The organism is Kitasatospora phosalacinea (assembly GCF_000716545.1).
In the GTDB taxonomy this organism is placed as follows: Bacteria; Actinomycetota; Actinomycetes; order Streptomycetales; family Streptomycetaceae; genus Kitasatospora; species Kitasatospora phosalacinea.
The window spans coordinates 52,603-75,972 of record NZ_JNWZ01000038.1 but is presented as its reverse complement, the minus strand read 5'-3'; the positions used below and the strand labels follow the sequence as shown (position 1 = coordinate 75,972).

Here is a 23,370-nt window from a genome sequence, read left to right as displayed (position 1 = left end):
TGTCAGGTGGCGAGAGTGCTGGACGCGTGGGTCCAAGGCGACGACGGCGAGTGCTACGACGCCAGACGGATGCGGCCACCGTGAGATGATCAAGGGTTGTATGGACTCTTGAAGATCGTGCGGTGGCCGTGGGCCATAGCGTAGACCCTGTCCGCTGGCGGGAGTTGTTCGACCAGGCCATGGCCCGGATCGCCGGCCTGTTCGGGCGGGTGGAACCGCGTGCGACTGCCCGCGCCTACCTGCTTGGACTGCTGTCCGGCGCCGAGCGGAAGAACTGCTGGCGGCTGGCCGGGCACGCCCGGCCCGGACCGATGCAGCGACTGCTTCGCACCGCTCGCTGGGACGCGGACGCGCTGCGCGACCAGGTCCGCCGCTACGTCGTCGACCACCTCGGCGCCGACGACGGCATCCTGGTCGTGGACGAGACGGGCTTCTTGAAGAAGGGCCGCGCCTCCGCAGGCGTCCAACGGCAGTACACCGGCACCGCCGGGCGGATCGAGAACAGCCAGGTCGGAGTCTTCCTCGCCTACGCCTCCAGCAGGGGCCGGGCATTGATCGACCGTCGGCTCTACCTTCCCGAGCAGACCTGGTGCCAGGATCCTGAGCGGCGCCGCCTGGCTGGTGTTCCGGCAGAGGTCGTGTTCGCGACCAAGCCCCGCCTGGCTCTGCAGATGATCGCGGCGGCCCTGGACGCGGGAGTGGGCGCATCGTGGGTGACCGGTGACGAGGCTTACGGGCAGGACCCCAGCCTGCGAGCTGGCCTGGAGGCTCGCGGAGTCGGCTACGTGCTGGCGGTCTCCTGCGCGACCAGGGTTTGGATCAACTCAGGCCGCACCGCGATCCGCGCGGACGAAGCCGCCCGTCGGCTGCCCGTCGCTGCCTGGCATCGGCACAGTGCCGGGACCGGTGCCAGGGCCCGCGCTACTACGACTGGGCCTGGGTGCACACCGGAACCGAGGAACATCGCCACCTGCTCATCCGGCGCAACCCTGCAACAGGCGTGCTCGCCTTCTACGTCTGCTGGTCACCGAGGAACGTGCCCCTTCCGGAGGTGGTGCGGGTCGCCGGGTCTCGCTGGAGCATCGAGGAGTGCTTCCAGGCGGCCAAGGGCCAGGTCGGCCTGGACCACTATCAGGTCCGCAACTGGACCGCCTGGCACCGGCACATCACCTTGGCCATGCTCGCCCTCGCGTTCCTCGCCGTCGCCGTGGACGACGCCAGGCCGAGCAGACCAGCGGACCCGAATCGCGCCGCCCGCAGCGAGGACCCGGTCGACCTGACCGTCCCGGAGATCCGCCGCCTGGTCGACGCTCTGCTGAACCCCACCCACCAGCTCTCTCAGGAGACTCCTGGAGTGGTCGCACTGGCGCAGAAGCCACCAAGCTTCAGCCCGCCGCAGCCACTACCGACGACGACTCTCCGCACCCTCATCCACGTAGATCGCGAAACCGCACTGGAGTACTAGAACCCGGCGAGCGGGACGAGTTCGACGGGGAGCGTCGCGGCGGCGGTGAAGACGGCGGTGGGGGTGGCGAGTTCGAGGTAGTGGAGGTCGCCGTCCCGGTGGGCGGTGGGCGGGTCGAGCGGGAGGTGCGAGAGGTCGAGCCCGGTGAGGGCGTCGAGGGTGGTGCGGCCGAGCTTGATCAGCGCCTCCTTGCGCACCCACAGCCGGAGGAAGGCGGCGGTGGGGTCGGGGTGGCCTTGGACCAGCGCGGCCTCGGCGGGGGTGAGGACGTGCTGCAGGGTGGCCGGGTCGTTGGTGCGCAGGCCGAGGTGCTCGACGTCGACGCCGACCGGGACGGGGGCGGCCGCGGCGGCGATGATGCCGCTGGTGTGGGAGAGGCTCAGGTGCGTGCCGGGGCGGTCGGTGAGGTGGGGGCGGCCGTGGGCGGTGCTGCCGCAGCCGGGGCAGTGCTGGCCGAAGGCGATGTCGGCCGGGTCGGTGCCGAGGTGCGCGGCGGCGCAGTGGCGGACCAGGAGGTGGGCGGCGAGGTAGTCGTCGCGGTCGGCGGGCCGCCGGAAGCGCTGCAGGCGCTCGCGTTCGAACCCGGTGAGCAACCGCTCGTCGGCGTCCGGCCGGGCGAGCACCTCGGCGGTGGTGGCGAGCATGGCGAACGGCGGGTTCGGCACGGTTCTCCCTTTCCGGGTACTGGCGGGGTCGCTGACGAGATTCAGTGACGTGACATCAAAATAGTCCGTTCGAATGGTTCTCCGGCGAGTCGGTGTCCCGCTGTTCGAGACGCCGTGCCGGCCTCCTCTTCGCTGGCCGGGTCTGCTGCCTGCTGACCCACCGTCAACGAGAGGGGTGTCCGTGCGACACGGCATCCGTGGCAAGAACCCGCTGCTCCGCCTCGCTGCTGTGGCGGCACTCGCCGCCCCGCTGATCACCCTGGCCGCGTCCGGCGAGGCCGCCCAGATGCTCCCGCCGCTGGGTCCGTGCTCCGGTCCGGACTGCCCGAGCCAGTGGGACCCGCCGCACACCGGGCCGTTCAACGGTGCGGACGCCTCGCTCAACGTGTACGTGGGCGGCGACTACCTGGTGCGGCAGAACGCCGCCGAGGCGGAGGGCGAGATCGCGGTCCTCGGCAGCCTCGACATCGACAAGGCGATGGGCGGCGCGTTCAACATGGGCGTGGTGGGCGTCGGTTCGATGGTCACCCCGCCGAACGGCTCGGACCACGTCACGGTGGGCGGCTCGGTCACCATGGACGCCTCGCAGGCCAACCCCAGCAGACTGTTCATCGGCGGCACCGACTTCTTCGTCCAGCCGCCGAAGGCCCTGTGGGGCAACCTGGTCTACGGCACCACGCTGACCGGCGCCTACGACATCACCCCCGACGGCCAGGCCGTCCAGGACCCGGCCGCGATCGACAAGTTCAAGCCGCTGCGGCCGGTCATCGAGAACCACTCCGCCTGCATGGCCCGGCAGACCGCCACCGGCACCGTGGTGGACGACGGCACCACCGTCACCTTCACCGGCGACGGCACCAGCGCCCGGCAGGTCTTCGACTACGGCCAGAACATCGGCACCGACGGCGGCCGCCGGGCCATCGTGTTCGCGGGCATCCCGGCCGGCGCGACGGTGATCGTCAACATGACCGGCAGCGACGTGACGGTCAACACCAGCAGCGGCACCGGCGCGGTCGACGACCCGCTGACGATCCTGCGCCCGAACCTGATGTGGAACTTCCCGACCGCCACCAACGTGGTGGTGGAGGGCGACGCCCAGTGGCAGGGCTCGATCATGACGGGCAACCCGGCGAGCAACACCACGCTCTCCAACCCGGGCACCAACGGCCGGGTCTACCTGGCGGGCAGCCTGCTCCAACAGGGCAGCGCCGGCACCGAGATCCACAACTACCCGTTCAACGGCGACCTGCCGGAGTGCGGCGACAGCCCCAGCCCGTCGCCCTCGCCGAGCCCGTCGCCGAGTGGAAGCACCAGCCCGTCCCCGTCCCCGTCGCCCTCGCCGAGCGGGAGCACCTCCGCGCCGTCGCCGAGCCGGAGCACCCCGCCGCCGACCGGCTCCACCTCGACCCCGGCCGGACCGCCGCTGCCGGACACCGGCGGCGGTGACCTGGTCGCCCCGGCGGCGGGGGCCGCCGCGGTGCTGCTGGGCCTGGGCGGCGGCGTGATCGCGCTGGCCCGCCGCGCCCGGGGCCGCCACAGCTGAGAGCGCCCGGAGCGAGGAACGGCCGGAGCCCGGACGGGCTCCGGCCGTCGCCGTGCGCGGGCGGCCCGTCAGGTGACCTCGCCGCGGCGGGCGAAGCGCTCGGCGCGCCACTCGCCGCTCGCCAGCACCTCGCGCAGGGCGGCCGCCGCGTCGTGCACGTCGGTGCGGGAGAGGTAGAGCGGGGTGAAACCGAAGCGCATCAGGTCGGGGGCGCGGAAGTCGCCGATCACGCCGCGGGCGATCAGCGCCTGGACGACCGCGTAGCCGTCGGGGTGCTGCAGCGCGACCTGGCTGCCGCGCCGGGCGTGCTCCCGCGGGGTGACCGGTTCGACGTCCAGGTCGGCGGTCAACTCCAGGAAGAGGTCGGTCAGTTCGAGGCTCTTGGCGCGGACGGCGGCCGGGTCGGCCATTTCCCAGACCTCCAGGCCGGCTTCCAGCGCGGCCAGGCCGAGGATCGGCGGGGTGCCGGTGAGGAAGCGGGTGACGCCCTCGGCGGGCCGGTAGCCGGGCTCGAAGTCGAACTGCCGGGCGTGCCCGAACCAGCCGGTCAGCGGCTGCCTGGCGTCCGCCTGGTGGCGGGCCGCGGCGTACAGGAAGGCGGGCGCGCCGGGGCCGCCGTTGAGGTACTTGTAGCCGCAGCCGACGGCGAAGTCGGCGCCCGCCGCGTCCAGTTCGACCGGCAGCGCGCCCGCGGTGTGGCACAGGTCCCAGACGGCCAGCGCCCCGGCGGCGTGGATCCGCTCGGTGAGGGCCGCCATGTCCAGCAGTTCGCCGGTGCGGTAGTCGACGTGCGAGAGCAGCACCACGGCGGCGTCGGAGTCCAGGGCGGCGTCCAACCCGGCGGCGGAGTCCAGCAGCACCGGCCTGGCGCCCGGGTGCAGGGCGGTCAGGCCGTCGGCCACGTACAGGTCGGTGGGGAAGGCGTGCCGCTCGGCGAGCAGCGCCGGGCGGGCGGGGCGCAGCCGCAGGGCCGCGCCGAGCACCTTGAACAGGTTGACGGAGGTGGAGTCGCAGACCACCACCTGCCCGGGCGCGGCGCCCAGCAGGTGCGCGCCGAGCCGGTCGCCGAGCCGGCCGGGCTGGTGGAACCAGCCGGCGTCGTTCCAGGACCTGATCAGGCCGGCTCCCCACTCGCCCTCCACCACCTCCGCCAGCCGGCCGGGGGTGCGGCGGGGCAGCGCGCCCAGCGAGTTGCCGTCGAGGTAGAGCACCCCGGCGGGCAGGTCGAACTCGGCGCGCAGGGCGTGCAGCGGGTCGGCGGCGTCCAGGGCCGCGCACTGCTCGCGGGTGGGGGTCACGGCGTTGCTCCCGGGGGTGCTCAGAGGTTGTCGCGGACGGACCACAGCTCGGGGAAGACGTCCTGGTCGGCGGAGTGCTTGAGCCAGCTGAGGCCGCTGGAGCCGCCGGTGCCGGGCTTGCCGCCCATGGTCCGCTTGACGGTGGAGTAGTGGCGCTGGCGCCAGCGGGTGACCCGCTCGGCGGTGTCCAGCAGGGCCTCGCCGAGCGGGACCAGGTCGGCCAGCGCCGGGTCGGTGTAGACGGCGCGCCAGGCGGCCTCGACGGCCGGGTCGGGGTGGTGCCGGGCGGTGACCGGCCGCGCGGGTATCTCCAGGCCGCGCCGGGCCAGCACGGCCAGCGCCTCGGCGTACAGGCTGGGGGTGCGCAGCGCGGCGAACAGCGCGTCGTACTCGGCGGGGGAGTCCCGGTACATCTCCAGCAGGCCCTCGCTGCGGTTGCCGAGCAGGAACTCCAGCAGCAGGAAGGCCGAGGACTGGAAGCCGGAGGCCTCGCCCAGGGTCGGGCGGAAGGCGCTGAACTCGGCGGGCGTCATGGTGGCCAGCAGGTCCCAGGAGCCGGTCAGCACGTCCTGGGTGTGCTGCCCGCGGCGCAGCGCGGCCAGCGCGCCGTCCAGGTCGTCGGCGCGCAGGGCGGTGCGGGCGGCGTCCCAGTCGCGGTGCAGCAGGTCGAACAGCAGCTCCATCACCTGGGTGGTGACGATGAACGAGTACTCGGCGGGCTCCGTGCTGCGCGGCCGCTGGAGCGCGTGCAGCTCGGCCAGGCGCACGTACCGGGCGTAGGGGGTGGACGCGCCGGGGTCCTGGTCGCCTGGGTCCTGGTCGGGGCCGAACCGCAGGTGGGGGCGGTGGGTCTGGCCGGTCATGGCCGGTACCTCCTCGGGTCCGCCCGCTCGGGGTGCGGCGGGCGCCACCCATTGTGCGGCGCCGGGCCCTGCTCTTGAATGGGCGTCGTAGCCCGGATGGGGGCATCGGCCTTTCGTTCGCGAGGCGCTCGGCCCCGATCGCCTGACGAACGTGAAGGAGCCGCCGTGGACGCGGTGGACCGCCTGCTGCTGGCCGAACTGCAGGCCGACGCGCGGCTGTCGTACAACGAGCTGTCGCGCCGGGTGAACCTGTCCCCGCCGGCCGTGGCGGAGCGGGTGCGCCGGCTGGAGGCGGACGGCGTGATCACCGGCTACCACGCGCACCTGGCCCCCGAGAAGGCCGGGGCGGCGGTGATGGCGCTGGTCACGGTGGAGTGCTACGGGGTGCGCTGCCTGCTGCGCGACCCGGAGGTGGCCGCCTGGCCGGAGGTGTTCCAGCTGCACCGGGTCACCGGCGGGGCGTGCTGCGTGCTGCTGGTCGGGGTGCCGGACATGCCGGCGTTCGCCCGGCTGACCGACCGGCTCGGCGGCTACGGGCAGCCGACCAGTTCGATGATCCTGTCCAGCCCGGTGCCGTGGCGGCCGCTCAGCCCCTGACCCGGGACGGGCGGCCGCCCCGGGTCAGTAGCCGTTCCGCGGCTCGGCCAGGTGCACGCCCAGGCTCTCCAGGCCGTACAGGAACATCTCCACGCCGACCGCCGCCAGCAGCAGCCCCAGCAGCCGGGACAGCACCTCCAGCGAGGTGCGCCGGCTGGCCCGCAGCAGCGGGGCGAGCAGCAGCACGCACAGGCAGTCCACCGCGATCACCGCCACGTACATGGCGGCGACGGTGGAGTGCCAGCCCAGGGTGTCCCGGGTCAGCGACTCGACCAGCAGCGCGGTGATCGCCAGCGGGCTGGCCACGTACGGCAGCAGCAGTTCCCGGATGCCGTCGGCCAGGGGGTTGGCCAGGTGGCCCTGGTCCTTGCCGCCGCCGAGGTGGACGCCCAGGACCAGGGCCACCGCGTAGATGAAGAAGATCACCCCGCCGGCGAGCTGCAGCGACTGGTCGGAGATGTGGAACAGCGCGGCCATGAAGTCCGCGCTGTAGGCCAGCACCAGACCGACCACGGCCGCCACCAGCGAGGACACCAGGGTGAGCTTGCGCAGCTCGGCGGGGGTGCGCCTCTGGCTGAGCTGGGCGAACGCGAGCAGCACCTTGGGCGGGCCGACCACGGCGAAGAAGGTGACGAAGACGGTGCTCAGGGAGATCGCCGACATGCGCCCATGATGGGCCGTCAGCGCAGCCGAACCGTGACGCCACCCTGGCGCAGCACGTCGAGGACCGCGTCGAAGTAGGAGCGCTCCTCCTCGTCGGGGCCGGTCACCCGGCGGGTCAGGACCTGCGCGGAGACCAGCGCCCGCCGCCAGACCAGGACGAACGGCGGCTCGGGGCCGAAACCGCCGCGCAGGCAGTCGGCCAGGGCGTCCAGGTTCCGGCCGTAGTAGCCGTCGGGGGCCCCGACGGCGCGGCCCAGTTCGGCCCAGAGCGCGGGCTCGTCGGTGACCCGTTCGCCGTGCAGGGCGTACTCGGGCGGCTTCGGTGCGGTGGGCATCGGAGGGCTCCTGTCTGCCGGTGCGCGTCGCCCGGATGGGTTCGCCGGGTCGAACGGGGCCCGCGCGCGCGTTGGGATGGGCCCCAAGTCTTCTCTTTCCACACCAGGGGCACACCATGACCAGTCTGCACCGCAAGGATCTCGGCCTGCTGGCACTGCGCGCGGCCGTCGGGGGTGTCCTGTTCGCGCACGGGACGCAGAAGCTGTACGGCTGGTTCGGCGGCGCCGGGCCGGAGGGCACCGCGCAGGCCATGGAGCACATGGGCTTCGTCCCGGGCGAGCGCAGCGCGCGGGCCGCGGGCCTGGGCGAGGCGGGCGGCGGCGCGCTGCTGGCGATCGGCCTGGCCACCCCCGCGGCCGGCTCCGTCGTCGCCGGGACGATGGCGGGCGCGGTCGCGGTGCACGCCCCGGCGGGCTTCTTCGCGCACGGCGGCGGCTACGAGTACCCGGCCCTGCTGGGGGCCTGCGGCCTGGCCCTGGGCGTGGCCGGCGCGGGCCGCTACTCGCTGGACGCCGCGCTGGGGCACCGGCTGGCCCGCCCGTGGATGGGCGTGCTGGCGTTCGCGGCGAGTGCGCTGGGCGCGGCCGCGGTGGTGGCCCGCCGGCAGGACGAGGTGCGCCGCCGGGAGGCGCGGGCCGCCGACGAGGCGGCCCGCGAGGACGGCACCGGGCTCTCCTGAGCGCCCGGCCCGCCCGGAACCCGGGCCCGCCCCTGACGCCGGGCCCGTTCGGAACCCGGGCCCGCCACGAACCCCCGTGCGCCCGCCGGGCGTCCGCAACCGAAGGGATCTTGTGCTGATGAAGCGATCGATGCGGGCCGCCGCCGGATGGACGGCAGCCGCACTGCTGGGCGGTGCGGTGCTGGCCGGGTGCTCCTCGGACGGCTCGCCGTCCCCCGCGGTGTCCTCGGCGGTGGAGGGCGCCAAGTCGGCGGTGGCCTCGGCGGCCTCCTCGGCCACGGCGGCGGTCGGTTCGGCCGTCGCCTCGCTGGGCGCCTCGGCGCAGGCCGCCGCCTCCTCGGCGCTGGCGAGCGTCAAGGGCGGGCTGGACGCGAAGGACGACGTGGCGGTGGGGACGGCCGCCACCGGTTCGGACGGAAAGGTCTCGGTGCCGCTGACGGTCACCAACCACGGTTCCCAGTCCGGGAAGTACACGATTCAAGTCAACTTCGAGGACGGGTCGGGGAACCTGCTGGACGCGGTGGTGGTGAACGTGCCGGAGGTGGCGGCGGGGGCGTCCGCGCAGGCCACGGCGGAGAGCAACCGTTCGCTGCAGGGCGATGTGAAGCCGGTGGTGGCCAACGCGCTGCGCTACTGACCGGACACCGAACCTTAAGCGCGGCGTAAGCGTCAGATCCCGCTCTTGACGGCCGAGTTGGTCTAGTCCATTTTACTTGGCAGGTGCAGGGAGCCCCTGGGCCGGCGTCGGTGGTCTACACCACCGGCGCCGGTTCGGCTTACCCGCATCCGGTGTTTGTGCAGGCCAAAGCTCGATTCCCCTGTCATGCCCAGGCCGTGTGACCCCACCTCGCACGGTTCGTGCCCGGTCTTGACAGGACCCCCACAACCAGGAGTCACGCAGCCATGCTTCGTTCCGTTTCCTCCCCGGCGCCTTCGCGCCGGCGGCCGAAGGGCTGGGCCGCGCTCGCGGCCGGCACCGCGGCCTCCCTGCTGCTCGGCGGCACCCTGGCGCTGACCGGCGGCACCGCCCAGGCCGCGCCGGGCAACTCCACCGGTGCCCCCGCCACCAGCGGCGGCATCAAGGTCGCGTACTTCGACCAGTGGTCGATCTACTCGAACGCGTACTACCTCAAGACGATGCAGGACACCGGCGCCGCCGGGAAGCTCGACTACATCATCTACGACTTCGCGAACATCAACCCGACCACCCTCTCCTGTTTCGAGGCCAACAAGGCCGCGTCGCAGAACGAGGACGACCCCAACGCGGGTGACGGCGCGGGCGACTCGTTCGCCGACTACCAGAAGAGCTTCGGCGCCGACATCTCGGTCGACGGCGTGGGCGACACCTGGAACCAGCCGATCGTCGGCAACTTCAACCAGCTGAAGAAGCTGAAGGCGAAGAACCCGAACCTCAAGGTCCTGATGTCGATCGGCGGCTGGACGTACTCCAAGTACTTCTCCGACGCCGCGGCCACCGACGCTTCCCGCAAGAAGCTGGTGTCCTCCTGCATCGACATGTTCATCAAGGGCAACCTGCCCTCCGAGGGCGGCTACGGCGGCCCGGGCACCGGCGCCGGCATCTTCGACGGCTTCGACCTGGACTGGGAGTACCCGGGTGGCAACGGCCACACCGGCAACCACTCCTCGCCCAACGACAAGCAGAACTTCACCGCGCTGCTCGCCGAGTTCCGCAGCCAGCTGGACGCCCAGGGCAAGACCGACAACAAGACCTACGGCCTCGCGGCCGCGGTCGGCGCCGGCCAGGACAAGATCAAGTACGTCGAGACCGACAAGATCGGCCAGTACCTGACCTTCCTGGACATCATGACGTACGACATGCACGGCGGTTGGGAGGCCCAGGGCCCGACCAACCACCAGGCCCCGATCTACACCAACCCGAACGACCCGATGAACCCCGTCCCGGGTGGCAACGGCAAGTACTCGGTGGACGCGGCGGTCAAGGCCTACACCGTGGGCGACCCGCAGTACGGCATCCCCGGCGGCTTCCCGGCGAAGAAGATCAACGTCGGCGTCCCGTTCTACTACCGCGGCTGGACCGGCGTCTCCGCCGGCACCACCCACGGCCTGTTCCAGAAGGCGTCCGCCCCGGCCCCCGGCGGCACCTACTCCGGCGGCGTCGCCGGCATCAAGATGTACAAGGAGCTGAACGGCTTCGTCGACAACCCCGGCTACACCTACTGGGACGACACCGCCAAGGCCGCCTACTTCTACGACGGCACCACCTTCTGGTCCGGCGAGAACGCCCAGTCCATCCAGGCCAAGCTCGACTACGCGCACTGCAACGGCCTCGGCGGCTCGTTCATGTTCTCGATGTACGACCTGGGCACCCAGACCGCGCTGTTCGACAAGACGGTGAGCGCCACCAACGGCTCCGCCGCCTCCTGCCCGGCCGCCCCGACCGGCTCGGCCAGCCCCTCGGCCTCGGCCTCCGCCTCGCAGTCGGCCAGCCCGTCGCCGTCCGCGTCCGCGTCCGCCTCGGCCTCGGCGTCCGCCTCGGCCTCGGCGTCCGCTTCGGCCTCCGCGTCGTCCTCCGCCTCGACCGGCGCCTGCGCCGGTGCCCCGAGCTGGAGCGCGGCCACCGTGTACGCCACCCCGACCAAGGTCTCCTGGAAGGGCCACTACTACACCAACAAGTGGTGGACCACCAACGAGGACCCGAGCCTGAGCGGCCAGTGGGGCGTCTGGACCGACAACGGCGCCTGCTGATCGCTGATCGGCTGAGCTGAACCCCGCGAGGGGCGCGAGGAGAGGAATCTCCCCGCGCCCCTCGTCCGCTTTTCCCGGACGGTGCGCCCGGGCGGTGCGTCCGGACGGCGCGTCCGGGCGGTCAGCAGGTCAGGTCGTCGGTGCGGCCGAGCGCGTCCGGCTGGGTCTCCTCGATCCGGCGCAGCATCCTGGTCAGCGCGGCGGCCAGCTCCGGGCGGGCCGCGCCGGTCACGTCCTGGAGCAGGTCGGCCTCGAAGACGGCGGCCATCCGCATCAGCTCCAGCCACTTGTCGCGGCCCTCGGCGGTCAGCTCGATGATCACCCGGACCCGGTTGGCCTCGTCGCGGTCCCGGGTGACCAGGCCCTCGGCGACCATCCGGTCGATCCGGTGGGTCATCGCGGCCGGGGTCAGGCCGAGCCGCTTGGCCAGCTCGCCCGGGCCCAGCCGGTACGGGGCGCCGGCGAACACCAGCGCCTTGAGCACCTCCCACTCGGCCGAGGTGATGCCGAGGGTGGCCAGCTGGCGGCCGTACGCCACGTTCATCCGGCGGGCCAGCCGGGAGAGGGTGGAGACGATCGTCTCCACCTGCGGGTCCACGGTGGGGAATTCCCGCTGGTAGACGGCCACCTGTTCGGCGATGCCGAGCTCGGTGGCGGTCTGGGGCTCCGCTCTGCGTGTGCTCATGCGCCCATCCTCCCACGCAGGGTGCAGCCGTTAAGCCTTTGACGCCTTAGGCTTCGGATGGTAAGACTTTAGGTCTGAAATCTTACGGAGTAAAGGCCGGGGCGAGGAGCCGCGGCCCGACGCATGCGAAGAGGGGTGTGCAGTGAAGGAGCGGGGCGGCCGACTGCGCCGCGTCCAGATCGGAAACGCGCTCAGCGCTTTCGGCAGCGGCTTCACCTTGCCGTACATGTTCGTGTACGTGGACCAGGTGCGGGGCCTCGGCGCCGCGGCGGCGGGCGCGGTGTTCACCGTGTTCGCGCTGGCCGCGCTGGCCGTGCTGCCGTTCACCGGCCGCGGCATCGACCGGTACGGGCCGCGGCCGGTGCTGCTGGCCGGCACCGCGATGGCCGCGGCCGGCGCGTTCGCCTTCGGGCAGGCCACCGGCACGACCGGGCTGCTGCTCTCCTCCTTCCTGTTCGGCGCGGGCGTCACCACCTGCCAGCCCGCGCTGGCCACGATGATCGTCCGCTGCACCGGGCGCACCGAGCGCTCGCGCGCCTTCGCGCTCCAGTTCACCCTGGTCAACCTGGGCATGGGCATCGGCGCCCTGGTCGGCGGCCAGATCGTCGACACCTCCGACCCGGCCAGCCTCACCCGGCTGTTCACCATCGAGGCGCTGACCTTCCTCGGCCTGGCCGCCGTCACCGGCACCGCGAAGACGCCCCCGGTCGTCGTCGAACCGGACCCGGCGGGCGGCCGGGCGAAGAGCGGCGGCGGGCTGCGGGCGATGGTCGCCGACAAGGCGATGCTGCGGCTGTGCGCGCTCGCCGGGCTGATCTTCTTCACCTGCTACGGGCAGTTCGAGTCCGGTGTCGCCGCGTTCGCCACCGACACCGTCGGCACCGCGCCCTCCACCCTCGGCCTGGCCATCGGCGCCAACGCGCTGACCATCGTGCTGCTGCAGATGTTCGTCGTCCGGATCACCGAGCGCCGCCGCCGCACCACCGCGATGGCCGCCGCCGGCGCGGTCTGGCTGGCGGCCTGGGGCATGGCCGTGGTCGCCGGGCTGATCCGCACCGAGACGGTGGCCGCGACGGTGGCGATCGTCGCCGTCTACGCCCTGTTCGGCGTCGGCGAGTCGCTGCTCGCGCCCACCATGGGCCCGATCGTCGCGGACCTCGCCCCCAGCCGGCTGCTCGGCACCTACAACGCCGGGTACGCGCTGGTGAAGCAGATCGCGGTCGCCGTCGGCCCCGCCGTCGGCGTGCTGCTGGTCGGCTCCGGGACGTGGCCGCTGTACCTCGCCGCGATGGCGCTGTGCACGCTGCTGATCGTCGCCCTCGCCGTCCGCCTGCGCGGGCACCTCACGCCCGCGCAGGACAACGTCCGGGTGCTGGCGGTGCCGCAGCGCGAGCCGCGGGCGGCGCGGGAGCTGCAGACGGCGGCCTGAGCGGAACCGGGCCCGGGGAGCGGGGAGCCGCTGCCGCCGGTGGCCGGAGCCCGTCGGAGGTTCCGTGCTGCCGCACCGCGGTGGCGGAACCGGAAGCCGGTGCGCGCGACGGCGGTGCACCGTCAGCGGCCACGGCCACGGCCACGGTCCCGCCGTTCCCCGGGCCCCTGGTCGTTCCCTCCCGTCCCTACGGGGCTACCGGCATCAGCAGGGAGAAGGTGTCCGTGCGGGCGGGGAAGCGGATGGCGAGGGGGGCGATCGGGCCGCCGAGTTCGAGGACGAGCTGTTCGGCGGCGCCGGCGGCTTCGAGCAGGAAGTCGCGGTTGACGTGGACCAGCAGGTCGCCGGGGGCGGGGGTGCCGGGGACGGCGTCGGCGGGGGTGGCGGTGAGGGTGGCGGTGGGGGCGCCGGAGTCGGTGCCCCCGGGGAGGGCGCGCAGTTGGGCGGCGGTCAGGGTGATGCGGTGGGTGGGTTCCAGGCGGAGCAGGCGGCGGTAGTCGGGGAAGTCGGCTTCGGCGTGCTCGCCGGAGAGGGCTCGGCCGGCCGCGCGGATGGTGAACCGCCCGCCGTCGATGGTCAGTTCGGCTTCCTCGGCGTCGGCGAGCAGGGCCCGGGCGGCGTCCGCGAGGGCGGTGGGCAGCAGGGCGGAGGCCGGCGGGCCGTCCAGCGCGGCCGGGCAGTCGGCGACCGCGAGGCGGTAGCGGTCGGTGGCGACCAGGTGCAGTGCGCCGTCCTCCGCGTCCAGGAAGACGCCGGCGACGGCGGGCAGGGCGGCGTCGGCCGGGGCGGCGAAGCGCACCGCGTCCAGGGCGGCGGCCAGTGCGGGGGCGGCTACGGTCAGGCGGGTCTGCGGCACGGGGAACTCCCGGGAGTCGAGTAGGTCACGGACGGTGGAGAGTTCCCGGCGGGCGTCGGTCAGGCCGTCCTCCAGGCGGCGCAGGTGCGCGTCCAGTTCGGCCCGGGCCTCGGCCGGGGAGCCGGTCAGCACCCGGGTGATCCCGGCCAGCGGCATCCCGACCCGGCGGAGCCGGGCCAGCAGCCGGGCGTCCCGCAGCTGTTCGTCCGCGTACCGGCGGTACCCGGTGCGCGGGTCCACCTCGGCGGGGACGAAGACGCCCGCGCCGTCGTAGAACCGGAGGGTGCCGGGGCCGAGGCCGCTGGCCCTGGCCATCTCGCCGATGCTGCGCATGGTGCTCTCCACGGGGTTGACCCTGGGCCCTCGACCTGGTCGAGGGTCAACCGTAACCGTGCGGCGCGCACGGGGGAGAATGCTCCGGGCACCCCGGGCCGATGCCCGTGGGGCCGCGCGGCCGCAGGCTAGGATGCGGACATTGCGGACAAGTCGTCAACTGCGTTCGAACGGGGAGGGTATGGCGCTGGCGGTAGCGGAGCGGCGGCAGGAACGGGAGACGGTGCACGCCGCGCCGGCGAAGGACAGGTACCGGTGGTGGGGGCCGCTGGCGGTGGCCGTCTTCGCCGGGGTGCTGCGGCTGTGGAACCTGGGGTACCCGCACGCCTTCGTCTTCGACGAGACGTACTACCCCAAGGACGCCTGGTCGTTGTGGCACGAGGGCTACGAGACGACCTGGCCGGACAACGCCAACCAGCAGATCCTCGGCGACCCGCAGATCATCCCGCTGGGCAAGGCCGCCGCGTTCATCGCCCACCCGCCGCTCGGCAAGTGGATCATCGGCCTGGGCACCCACTTCTGGGGCCTGCACCCCTTCGGCTGGCGGATCGTCGTCGCGCTGCTCGGCACCCTCGGCGTGCTGATGGTCGCCCGGATCGGGCGCCGGCTGTTCCGCTCCACCCTGATCGGCTGCGTCGCCGGGCTGCTGCTGGCCGTCGACGGCCTGCAGTTCGTGATGAGCCGGGTCGGCCTGCTCGACGGCGTCTCGGCGTTCCTGGTGCTCGGCGCGTTCGGCGCCCTGCTGGTCGACCGCGACCGCACCCGGAGCCTGCTGCGCGCCGCCCGCGCCGAGGGCGGCCGGGCCGCCGACGAAGTCCGCCTCGGCCCGCGCCCCTGGCGGCTCACCGCCGGCGTGCTGCTCGGCGCGGCCTGCGCGGTGAAGTGGACCGGCGCGCCCGTGCTCGCGGTCTTCACCGTCCTCGTCCTGCTCTGGGACCAGGCCGGCCGCCGCGCCGCCGGGGCCCACCGCCCCTGGCGGTCGATGCTCCGGCGCGACCTGTGGCCCGCCGCGCTGTCGATGCCCTTCGCCGCGCTGGCCGCCTACCTGCTGTCCTGGACGGGCTGGTTGGCCACCGACGGCGGCTACGACCGGCACTGGGCGGACGGGCGGTCCGGGGCGTTCGACTGGGTGCCCGCGCCGCTGCGCAGCCTGTGGCACTACCACTCCGAGATCTGGCACTTCAACACCAACCTGCACGACCCGCACACCTACCAGTCGAACCCGTGGAGCTGGCTGGTGCAGGGCCGCCCGGTCTCCATGTACTGGGAGCAGCCGGCGGCCGGGCAGAAGGGCTGCACCGCGTCCGAGGGCTGCGCCAGCCAGATCCTCGCGCTGGGCACCCCGGTCCTGTGGTGGGCGGCCTGCTTCGCGCTGGCGTACGCGCTCTACCGCTGGTTCTTCCGGCGGGACTGGCGCTCCGGGGCGATCCTGGCCGCCGTCGCCGGCGTCTACCTGCCCTGGTTCCAGTACCAGGAGCGCACCGTCTTCTCCTTCTACATGGTGGTGCTGGTGCCGTTCCTGTGCCTGGCCGTCGCGCAGATGCTCGGCGCGATGCTCGGCCCGGCCGGCAGCACGCCGAGCCGGCGGCGCTGGGGCGCGGCCGGGGCCGGGCTGATCGTGGTCGCGGTCATCGGGTGCTTCGCGTTCTTCTACCCGCTGTACACGGCGGAGGTGATCCCGATGTCCGACTGGCACGACCGGATGTGGTTCATCAGTTGGATCTGATGCCGCGATGAGCGGGTTCGTCGCCGCGGGCGGCGCCGGACTGCTGCCGGTCACCCCGGCGCTGGGTGCCGCCTGCGCGGTGCTGCTGGCCGTCGCCGCCCTGGTCGCCGGGCGGGGCGGGCTCGGGCACGGCCGGGCGGTGCTGCGGGCCGGGCTGCGGGCGGCCGTCCAGTTGGCGCTGGTCGCGCTGGTGATCGCCTGGGTGGTGCGCTCGCTGTGGACGTCCGCGCTGTTCGTGCTGCTGATGTTCGCCGTCGCGGTGCGGACCGCCGGGCGGCGGGTCGGCGAGGGCGGGAGGTCCGCCGCGAGGTGGGAGTGGGCGTGGGCGGCGGTGCCGATCGCCGCCGGGGTGCTGCCCGTCCTGCTGCTGCTCGCCGCGACCGGACTGCTGCCCGCCAAGGGCATCACCGTCGTCCCGGTGGCCGGGATCCTGATCGGCGGGGCGCTCACCGCGACCTCGCTGGCCGGCCGGCGGGCCCTGGACGAGTTGCGGTCCCGGCACGGCGAGGTGGAGGCCGCCCTCGCGCTGGGCTTCGAGGAGCGCAACGCCCGGCTGGAGGTCTGCCGCGCCGCCGCCGCGACCTCGCTGGTCCCCGCACTCGACCAGACCCGCACCGTCGGACTGGTCACCCTGCCCGGCGCGTTCGTCGGCATGCTGCTCGGCGGGGCGACGCCCGTGCAGGCCGGGGCGGTGCAGCTGTTCGTGCTGGTCGCGCTGCTCGCCGTGGAGGCGGTCGCGGTGACGGCGGTGCTGGAACTGGTCGGCCGGGGGCTGGTCGGGGCGCCCGCCGGCGTCCGGTAGGCTCGGCGCGTTGTTGAAGGGGAGTAGCCCTCCACCGGACCGTCGACACACTGGCCCGTCCCTCGTGGACCGCCCGGCGCCCGGGGCACCCCGCGGGGTGTCGGCGAGACCTTCGGCCGCAGTGCTGTGACCATGAACCAGTGCTGCCGGGCCGAGGCGTCCCCTGCTGCGGGTGGCCCCGGGGCCGGCGGCCCGAGACCGAGAGACCCCGCCACCGATGAACAGCCTGACCATCGCCGCGCTGACGTTCGGCATCATCTTCCTCGCCGAACTCCCGGACAAGACCGCCCTGGCCAGCCTGGTCCTCGGCACCAAGTACCGGGCCGGCTACGTCTTCGCGGGCATCGCCGCCGCGTTCGCCCTCCAGGTCGGCCTGGCGCTGGCCGCCGGCAGCCTGCTGGCCCTGCTGCCGCACCGCTGGGTCGAGGGCGTCACCGGACTGCTGTTCCTGGGCGGCGCGGCCATGCTGCTGTGGCACAAGGAGGAGGAGGACGACGGCGCCGAGGGCAGGGAACCCGCGAACGACTCCTTCTGGAAGGTCGCCGGGACCAGCTTCGCCGTCGTCGCGGTCGCCGAGTTCGGCGACCTCACCCAGATCATGACCGCCAACCTGGCCGCCAAGTACGCCGACCCGCCGGCCGTCGGCCTCGGCGCGTGGCTGGCGCTGTGCGCGGTCGGCGGCGTGGCCGTCGTCGGCGGGCAGAAGCTGCTCCGGCACGTGCCGATGAAGGTCATCGTGCGGGTCGCCGCGCTGGCGATGATCGTGCTGGCGGGCTGGAGCCTGTTCAGGGCGGTCACCGGCTGACGGCGCGTCGACCGCCTGGTCGGCGGGCCCGGCCCGGGCGGCGCGGGGTCAGCAGCTCGCACCCCGCGGCGTCTGGGCCAGGGCGGCCTGGGTGGCCGCGTCGTAGACGCCGTCCTGGTACGGCCGGGGCTTGGCGTCGCCGAACAGGTCGTGCTGCACGCCGGACAGGACCTGCCGCGTCCAGTCGCCGAAGCCCTGCTGGCCGCTGCGGGTGCGGTCGATGGTCAGCGGCCCGATCCGGTCGCACCGGTACGCCATCAGGGCCTGCTGCATCTGCGTCACCTCCGGGCCGGTGTCGCCGAACTTCAGCACCTTGCCGGAGGCCGACGGCTGGGCGGTGGTGCTCGGCGCGGCCGGGGTGCTCGGCGCGGGCGGGGCCTCGCCGGTCGGGGCGGCGGCGGCCTTGCTGGTGACGGCCTGGGTCGGACGGGCCGTGGTGCGGGTCGGCGAGGCGCTCCCCGTCGGCTGGGCCGGGGCGGAGGTCTCGGTGGCCGGGGCGGGGGCGGTGGGGCTCGGCGAGACCTCGGCGGGGGAGGAGACCGCCGGGCCGGTCGGCGCGGGCAGCGCGTTGTCGACCTTCGCCGGCGAGGAGGACAGCAGCATCGCCAGGCTCGCGCCCAGCGCGGTCACCCCGACCGCGCCGCCCGCGATCACCAGCCGGCGGCGGTCGGCGCTCTGCCGGCGCCGCTCCCGGCGGTCGGCCCGGCTGACCGGGCCCTCGGCGCCGTCCTCGCGGAAGGTGAACATGCCGAGGTCGGCGGTGGGCGCGGCGGCCTGCCGGGGCGACGCCTCCTCGCCGTGCGCGTCACCGCTGTCGTGCCGCGGACCGTGCCCGTCGAGCTTGAGCACCCGGGTCGCTTCGAGCGCCTCGGGGCCGGCCGGCGCCGGGGCCACCGGCGGGTACGCGGCCGAGACCGGCGAGGGCGGCGGCGGTGCCACCACCGGGCCCAGGGTGAGCGGCATGGTCTGCTCGGCCGCCGGCACCTGGCCCGGGCCCCGCGCCGGGCCGGGCGGCGGGATCGGGACGAAGCGGCCCGGCGCCCCCTGCGGCGGGGTCTGCTGCGGCGTGCTCTGCTGCGGCGTGCTCTGTTGCTGTTGCGGGACGGGCGGCAGCAGTTGGGTCGCGGCGGCGTCCGGCTCCGGCTGCGGCGGACCGAACGGGCTGGCGGCCTGCGGGACGTGCGGGGCCCGGTCCGGCGGCGGGGGCGGGGGCGGGGTGGCGGGCGCGGCCGGCGGGGCGGTGATCGGCTGCACGGCGGGCGGCCGTGCGGCGGTGGTCGGCACGGCGACCGGCGGTCCGGCGGCGGGCGGCTGCGGCAGGCCCTGCGGGGACGCGGCGATCGGCTGCACCGGCGGCGGGGCGCTCCTGGTGGCGAACGGGTCGAGGGCCGGGTCCCCGGGCTCCACCACGGACGCCCCGGCCACGTACGGCCGCACCAGCGGCGGCCCCTCCAGGTGCGGGAGGACGGCGGTCTCCTCGACCGGGGAGACGGCGTGGCACCCGCAACTGCCGGCCGTGCGCGGGGTACCGCAACGGGGGCAGCGCTCTGCCGGCATGGGCCGGTCCTCCTCGGGTCGGAATCGAACGGGGGTGATTATGCAGGAGCATTCCCCGGGGCGACAGGGAAGGCCGGGCCCGGGCCCGCTTCCCGCCCGGTTTGCCGGGGTTTCGCCGGGTTGTCGCCGCCTGCCGCCTGCCGTCGCTTGCCGCCCGCCGTCGCTTGCCGCCCGCCGGGCGTCTCCGCCGACGGGGCCGGACCTCGGCCGTCGGGCCTCGACCGTCGGGTCTCAGCCGCCCGGGCCCCGGCCGTCCGGGCTCCAGTCCGCCGGGTCTCGGCCGTCCGCACCGGCTCCGGCGGCGGCGGACCGGTCGCGGAACTGCTGGGGGCTGATCCCGCGGACCCGCTTGAACGCGGCGCTGAGGGCGAAACCGCTGCCGTAGCCGACCTTGCGGGCGACGGCGGACAGCGTGGCGTCCGGTTCGGCCAGCAGGTCGGCGGCCCGGGCCAGGCGCCAGCCGGTGAGGTAGGCCATCGGGGGCTCGCCGACCAGGTCGGTGAAGCGCCTGGCCAGCGCGGCCCGGGAGACCCCGCACTCCGCCGCCAGGTCCCGCACCGTCCAGGCCCGGGCCGGGTCGGCGTGCAGCAGGCCCAGGGCGCGGCCCACCAGCGGATCGGAGTGGGCCCGGTACCAGGCCGGGGCCCGGCCGTCCTCCCGGGCGAACCAGCTGCGCAGCGCGGAGATCAGCAGCAGGTCCAGCAGCCGGTCGAGCACCGCGTCCTGGCCCGGCTCGTCCCGGCCGATCTCCGCCTCCAGCAGCGCCGGCAGCGCCGAGGCCCACTCCCCGGCGTCCAGCCGCAGCACCGGCGGCAGCGCCCGCAGCAGCCGTCCGCTCACCTCGCCGTGCAACTGGTACGTGCCGCTGAGCAGCACCGTCGCCGCGTCCCGGCCGGTGCCCCAGGTGCGCACGCCCTGGTCGAGCTCCTCGCACATCCGCTCGCCGCCGACGGTGGTGGACACCTGCCCCGGGTGGATCACCACCTGCGGCGGGGTCTGCGGCAGGTCCGCGACGGTGTAGGGCTCCGGGCCGCGGACGATCACCAGGTCGCCGGGGTGCAGGGGCACCGGCGCCGCGCCGTCCGGGACGACCCAGCCGGTGCCGCGCACCGTGGTCAGCACCGTCAGCGGAGCGCGGTCCTCGATCCGCAGCGACCACGGCGGGTCGAACACCGAGCGGAGCAGGAACGCCCCGCTCGCCCGGGGGCCGGTCAGCAGGGCGGTGAGCGCGTCCATGGCCGCCAGGGTAGTCGGGGCCCTCCGGGGCGGTGGACGCAGGCGCATGCCGACGAGCGTCCGAGCCATGGATCATGGTCCGCCGGGCGGGTTGACTGGGGGGCATGACGACACGAACGGGGGTTCCCGGCATGGCAGTTCTCCGTACGGCGACGCTGGTCGGCGCGGTCCTGCTGACCGGGCTCAGCGCCGGGCTGTTCTACTCCTACGCCTGCTCGGTGATGCCGGGCCTGGCCAGGGTCGACGACCGGGTCTTCATCGAGACCATGCAGCGCATCAACACGGCCATCCTGAACGGCTGGTTCATGCTCGGCTTCCTCGGCGCGCTGGTGCTGATCGCCGCCGCGGGCCTGTGCCAGTGGCACGGCGGGGGCGACCGCGCCGTCCTGCTGTGGATCGCCGCCGCCGCCGTCCTGTACCTGGCCATGCTGGTGATCACCGGCACGGTCAACGTCCCGCTCAACGACAGGCTCGCCGCCGCGGGCGAACCCGGCACGCTCACCGACCCGGCCGCCGTCCGCGCCGCGTTCGAGGACGTCTGGGTCCGCTGGAACCTGGTCCGGGCCGTCACCTCCACCGCCGCCTTCGGCTGCCTCATCGGGGCGCTCACCCGCGCGTCCTGACGGGCCGTCCGGCCAGACGGCGCGGCTCTCGGGGTGACGGTCAGGCCGAAGCGTTCGACGCCCGTGAGGCCGTGGCTAGGAGGTGACGGCCGCATCGTGCAGTCACAGGGTGTAGGAGCCGACGTTGTAGTGCTCCACCAGCGGGAAGGCATCTGGGAGTTGGGGTCTGATGGCGAACATGGCCGTCCAGCAGCCGAGTTCCTCCAGAGAGAGGCCCGCACATTCCCACATATTCCCGCACGCTTCTCGAGCACGGCCCGGAGAGTCGTCGCCCGCGAGACCGCAGGCTGCGGCCTCGCGGGCGAGTACCCTCACGTCTGAAGACCCTTCGGAGGCCAGCCCCTGATGCTCACCAGACTCGAAGTCCACGGATTCAAGAACCTGCTGGACACCGCAATCGATTTCGGTCCGTTCACCTGTATCGCGGGTGCGAACGGCACCGGAAAGTCGAATGTGTTCGACGCCGTCCAGTTCCTCTCCTTGCTCGCTGACAAGTCGATGATGGAGGCGGCCCAGGAGGTCCGCGGAGTCCACGGCGAACGGCACGGTGACCCTCGCGACCTCTTCTGGAAGGGCTTCGGTTCCCAGCGGCTGAGGATGCGATTCGCCGCAGAGATGATCGTTCCGCTGGCCATCGAGGACGATTTCGGGCGAGCGACGAAGCCCACCACTTCCTTCCTCCGCTACGAACTCGAAATCGGCTACCAGGACCCTTCGGGACTCGACCGCTTCGGCCGCCTCACGCTCCTGCACGAGGAACTCCGGCACATCACGAAGGGTGCCGCCAAACGCCATCTGCGCTTCCCGCACAGTGCCGGCCAGTTCCGCGACAAGGTGATCGTCGGACATCGAAGTGGCGCTCCGTTCATCTCGACCGACATCGACGCCGAATCCGGCAGCCCGATCGTCAAGATCCACCAGGACGGCGGCAGCCGCGGACAGCCCAAGCCCGCCGCCGCATCCCGGGCACCCGCCACCGTGGTTTCCACCATCACCTCCAGCGATGATCCGACCATCCTCGCGGCACGGCGGGAGATGGAGTCCTGGCGGCGACTCGCCCTGGAGCCTTCGGCCCTGCGCAGTGCCGACCGCTTCATCGACCCGCAGGTGATGGGCGTGGACGGTGTCCACCTGCCGGCGGCGTTGTACCGCGTCGCCCACACCGTTGCCGGAGAGGACCCGGAGCAGGTGTACGCCCGGGTCGCAGGCCGCCTGTCCGACCTGACAGGCGTGCAGGTCAGTGACCTGGCCGTGGATCAGGACGAAGTCCGTCAACTGCTGACCGTCCAGGTACGCGAGTCGGACGGCATGGTGCTGCCCGCTCGAAGCCTCTCCGAGGGCACCCTGCGTTTCCTCGCACTGTGCGTCCTGCTGGAAGACCCCACCGTTCGGGGCATGCTGTGCATGGAGGAACCGGAGAACGGAATCCACCCGGCCAATCTCGTCCCCATGGTGGATCTCGTCCGGGACCTCGCCGTCGACCCGATGACCGCCCCCGGAACGGACAACCCGTTCCGGCAAGTGCTGATCAATACCCATTCCCCCGGCGTTGTTCAACTGGTCTCCCCCGATGACCTCCTGTTCGCGGACACCGCACTGCACCCGCTGGAAGACGGCTCGATCGCACGAGCCCTGCGACTGCGTCCGCTGCGCGACACCTGGCGGGTACCCGAGGGGCATCGGACCTACGTGACGAAGGCCGATATCCTTCCCTACCTCACTACTCCCCCAGGAGCCCAGACCACGCTCGACTTGGGGGACATGTGACGTTCCGTGTCCTCTTCACCGGTGAGGGAAGCAGCGATGACGGCCTGGTCCGCCACATCGAGGCGATCGTGGCCCGCGCAGGCAGAACGGCGTCCGTCACCTCGCCGGACTTCGGCCGTCTGAGCAACGTCGCGGCCCACTCCGTACCGGACAAGCTGCGGGTGGCGAGAAAGTTCGGAGACGACTACGACCTGATCGCGATCCACCGGGACGCCGACCGGGCCGGCGTGTCGGAGCGCCGGGAGGAGATCGCGGAAGCAGTCGCGTCCGAGTGGCCGAACTGTCCGCACATCGCGGTCGTCCCGGTCCGGATGCTGGAGGCTTGGCTGCTGCTCGACGAGGCGTTGATCCGCCAGGTCGCAGAGAACCCGAAGGGCCGGGTACCGCTGAACCTGCCCAAGGGAGCGTCCGTCGAGAAGGTCGCCGACCCCAAGAAGCTGCTCAAGGACTCGCTGGCCACGGCCAGCGGATACTCCGGCCGTCGGTTGGAGGGCTTCCAGAAGCGCTTCCCCCAGCACCGGCACAAGCTTCTCGAACGCCTCGATCCGTACGGGCCGGTCTCCCTGCTTCCCTCCTGGCAGACCTTCGTCAGCGAGTTGACCGCGGTGGTAGGAACGATGTGACCGCCTCGCAGCACGGTACCCATCGGGGTCCAACCGGGCCTGGCTTGCCACCAAGGCCCGGACGACCCTGACCGGGACGGCGGTTGTGGGGG

22 protein-coding genes and 1 pseudogene are annotated in these 23,370 nt (G+C 73.4%); 13 read left to right on the top strand and 10 right to left on the bottom strand.

Translation table 11 applies throughout. From position 1 onward, the window contains the following. Positions 1 to 179: 179 nt before the first annotated feature. Positions 180 to 1,204 (top strand): annotated as a pseudogene (locus OO48_RS34490) (IS701 family transposase); the annotation flags it as partial. 257 nt (positions 1,205 to 1,461) lie between these two features. Here OO48_RS34490 and OO48_RS20215 read toward each other — a convergent pair. Next, positions 1,462 to 2,130 (bottom strand): 4'-phosphopantetheinyl transferase family protein, encoded by a 669-nt coding sequence (locus OO48_RS20215; RefSeq protein ID WP_033218249.1) that lies wholly within the window; start codon positions 2,128 to 2,130, stop codon positions 1,462 to 1,464. Between the two features lie 181 nt (positions 2,131 to 2,311). Here OO48_RS20215 and OO48_RS20210 point away from each other — a divergent pair, with 181 nt between their 5' ends. Next, positions 2,312 to 3,673 carry a choice-of-anchor A family protein gene (locus OO48_RS20210; RefSeq protein WP_167346461.1) on the top strand — a complete coding sequence of 454 codons (1,362 nt, stop codon included), beginning with the start codon at positions 2,312 to 2,314 and terminating at the stop codon, positions 3,671 to 3,673. A 68-nt stretch (positions 3,674 to 3,741) separates the two neighbouring features. On the opposite strand, the gene kynU is transcribed toward OO48_RS20210, so the two are convergent. After that, a complete protein-coding gene (kynU, locus tag OO48_RS20205) occupies positions 3,742 to 4,971 on the bottom strand; it encodes a kynureninase (protein WP_033218248.1) in 1,230 nt (409 codons plus the stop codon). A 20-nt stretch (positions 4,972 to 4,991) separates the two neighbouring features. After that, positions 4,992 to 5,834 carry a tryptophan 2,3-dioxygenase gene (locus OO48_RS20200; protein WP_033218246.1) on the bottom strand — a complete coding sequence of 281 codons (843 nt, stop codon included), beginning with the start codon at positions 5,832 to 5,834 and terminating at the stop codon, positions 4,992 to 4,994. A 165-nt stretch (positions 5,835 to 5,999) separates the two neighbouring features. Here OO48_RS20200 and OO48_RS20195 point away from each other — a divergent pair, with 165 nt between their 5' ends. After that, entirely contained in the window at positions 6,000 to 6,431 is a 432-nt protein-coding gene (locus OO48_RS20195) for an Lrp/AsnC family transcriptional regulator (protein ID WP_033218244.1), read from the top strand. A gap of 24 nt (positions 6,432 to 6,455) precedes the next feature. On the opposite strand, the gene OO48_RS20190 is transcribed toward OO48_RS20195, so the two are convergent. Together OO48_RS20190 and OO48_RS20185 are read right to left on the bottom strand one after the other, a co-directional pair. Continuing rightward, entirely contained in the window at positions 6,456 to 7,094 is a 639-nt protein-coding gene (locus OO48_RS20190) for a MarC family protein (RefSeq protein WP_033218242.1), read from the bottom strand. A gap of 17 nt (positions 7,095 to 7,111) precedes the next feature. Beyond that, the gene (locus OO48_RS20185) at positions 7,112 to 7,429 is read right to left on the bottom strand and encodes a barstar family protein (protein ID WP_051732348.1); all 318 of its coding nucleotides are present in this window, start codon (positions 7,427 to 7,429) and stop codon (positions 7,112 to 7,114) included. Between the two features lie 116 nt (positions 7,430 to 7,545). Here OO48_RS20185 and OO48_RS20180 point away from each other — a divergent pair, with 116 nt between their 5' ends. The 3 genes from OO48_RS20180 (at position 7,546) to OO48_RS20170 (ending at position 10,836) form a co-directional block, all read left to right on the top strand. Beyond that, positions 7,546 to 8,109, top strand: a complete 564-nt coding sequence (locus tag OO48_RS20180) for a DoxX family protein (protein WP_033218240.1) — start codon at positions 7,546 to 7,548, stop codon at positions 8,107 to 8,109. A 118-nt stretch (positions 8,110 to 8,227) separates the two neighbouring features. Further along, positions 8,228 to 8,746: a hypothetical protein gene (locus OO48_RS20175; protein ID WP_081952249.1), complete on the top strand. Its 519-nt coding sequence runs from the start codon at positions 8,228 to 8,230 to the stop codon at positions 8,744 to 8,746. A gap of 266 nt (positions 8,747 to 9,012) precedes the next feature. Then, entirely contained in the window at positions 9,013 to 10,836 is a 1,824-nt protein-coding gene (locus OO48_RS20170) for a glycosyl hydrolase family 18 protein (protein WP_033218236.1), read from the top strand. A 121-nt stretch (positions 10,837 to 10,957) separates the two neighbouring features. Here the strand turns inward: OO48_RS20170 and OO48_RS20165 are convergent, their stop codons facing one another. Continuing rightward, positions 10,958 to 11,521 (bottom strand): MarR family winged helix-turn-helix transcriptional regulator, encoded by a 564-nt coding sequence (locus OO48_RS20165; RefSeq protein ID WP_033218234.1) that lies wholly within the window; start codon positions 11,519 to 11,521, stop codon positions 10,958 to 10,960. Positions 11,522 to 11,663: 142 nt separating this feature from the next. On the opposite strand from OO48_RS20165, the gene OO48_RS20160 reads away from it, so the two are divergent. After that, entirely contained in the window at positions 11,664 to 12,950 is a 1,287-nt protein-coding gene (locus OO48_RS20160; RefSeq protein WP_033218232.1) for an MFS transporter, read from the top strand. Between the two features lie 187 nt (positions 12,951 to 13,137). Here OO48_RS20160 and OO48_RS20155 read toward each other — a convergent pair whose 3' ends face one another. After that, complete coding sequence (locus tag OO48_RS20155) at positions 13,138 to 14,151, bottom strand: DNA polymerase III subunit beta family protein (RefSeq protein WP_245194723.1); 1,014 nt, start codon at positions 14,149 to 14,151, stop codon at positions 13,138 to 13,140. Between the two features lie 169 nt (positions 14,152 to 14,320). On the opposite strand from OO48_RS20155, the gene OO48_RS20150 reads away from it, so the two are divergent. The 3 genes from OO48_RS20150 to OO48_RS20140 all read left to right on the top strand — a co-directional run bounded on the left by OO48_RS20150 (position 14,321) and on the right by OO48_RS20140 (position 17,472). Continuing rightward, entirely contained in the window at positions 14,321 to 15,865 is a 1,545-nt protein-coding gene (locus OO48_RS20150; protein ID WP_033218228.1) for a dolichyl-phosphate-mannose--protein mannosyltransferase, read from the top strand. A 7-nt stretch (positions 15,866 to 15,872) separates the two neighbouring features. Beyond that, the gene (locus tag OO48_RS20145; RefSeq protein ID WP_033218225.1) at positions 15,873 to 16,667 is read left to right on the top strand and encodes an ABC transporter permease; all 795 of its coding nucleotides are present in this window, start codon (positions 15,873 to 15,875) and stop codon (positions 16,665 to 16,667) included. A 217-nt stretch (positions 16,668 to 16,884) separates the two neighbouring features. Further along, positions 16,885 to 17,472 (top strand): TMEM165/GDT1 family protein, encoded by a 588-nt coding sequence (locus OO48_RS20140; RefSeq protein ID WP_033218223.1) that lies wholly within the window; start codon positions 16,885 to 16,887, stop codon positions 17,470 to 17,472. 48 nt (positions 17,473 to 17,520) lie between these two features. On the opposite strand, the gene OO48_RS40735 is transcribed toward OO48_RS20140, so the two are convergent. Both OO48_RS40735 and OO48_RS20130 read right to left on the bottom strand, forming a co-directional pair. Beyond that, complete coding sequence (locus OO48_RS40735; protein WP_033218222.1) at positions 17,521 to 19,029, bottom strand: hypothetical protein; 1,509 nt, start codon at positions 19,027 to 19,029, stop codon at positions 17,521 to 17,523. Positions 19,030 to 19,260: 231 nt separating this feature from the next. Beyond that, positions 19,261 to 20,265 carry an AraC family transcriptional regulator gene (locus OO48_RS20130; RefSeq protein WP_051732347.1) on the bottom strand — a complete coding sequence of 335 codons (1,005 nt, stop codon included), beginning with the start codon at positions 20,263 to 20,265 and terminating at the stop codon, positions 19,261 to 19,263. Between the two features lie 131 nt (positions 20,266 to 20,396). Here OO48_RS20130 and OO48_RS20125 point away from each other — a divergent pair, with 131 nt between their 5' ends. Beyond that, the gene (locus OO48_RS20125) at positions 20,397 to 20,888 is read left to right on the top strand and encodes an anthrone oxygenase family protein (protein WP_033218220.1); all 492 of its coding nucleotides are present in this window, start codon (positions 20,397 to 20,399) and stop codon (positions 20,886 to 20,888) included. A 102-nt stretch (positions 20,889 to 20,990) separates the two neighbouring features. On the opposite strand, the gene OO48_RS40730 is transcribed toward OO48_RS20125, so the two are convergent. After that, positions 20,991 to 21,119 carry a hypothetical protein gene (locus OO48_RS40730; protein ID WP_280842427.1) on the bottom strand — a complete coding sequence of 43 codons (129 nt, stop codon included), beginning with the start codon at positions 21,117 to 21,119 and terminating at the stop codon, positions 20,991 to 20,993. Positions 21,120 to 21,233: 114 nt separating this feature from the next. Between OO48_RS40730 and OO48_RS20120 the strand changes: the two genes are divergently transcribed. Both OO48_RS20120 and OO48_RS20115 read left to right on the top strand, forming a co-directional pair. Continuing rightward, positions 21,234 to 22,655 carry an AAA family ATPase gene (locus tag OO48_RS20120; protein ID WP_033218215.1) on the top strand — a complete coding sequence of 474 codons (1,422 nt, stop codon included), beginning with the start codon at positions 21,234 to 21,236 and terminating at the stop codon, positions 22,653 to 22,655. Then, positions 22,652 to 23,278, top strand: a complete 627-nt coding sequence (locus tag OO48_RS20115) for a DUF4276 family protein (RefSeq protein ID WP_033218214.1) — start codon at positions 22,652 to 22,654, stop codon at positions 23,276 to 23,278. Before OO48_RS20120 ends, OO48_RS20115 begins: the two co-directional genes overlap by 4 nt. Positions 23,279 to 23,370: the final 92 nt, after the last annotated feature.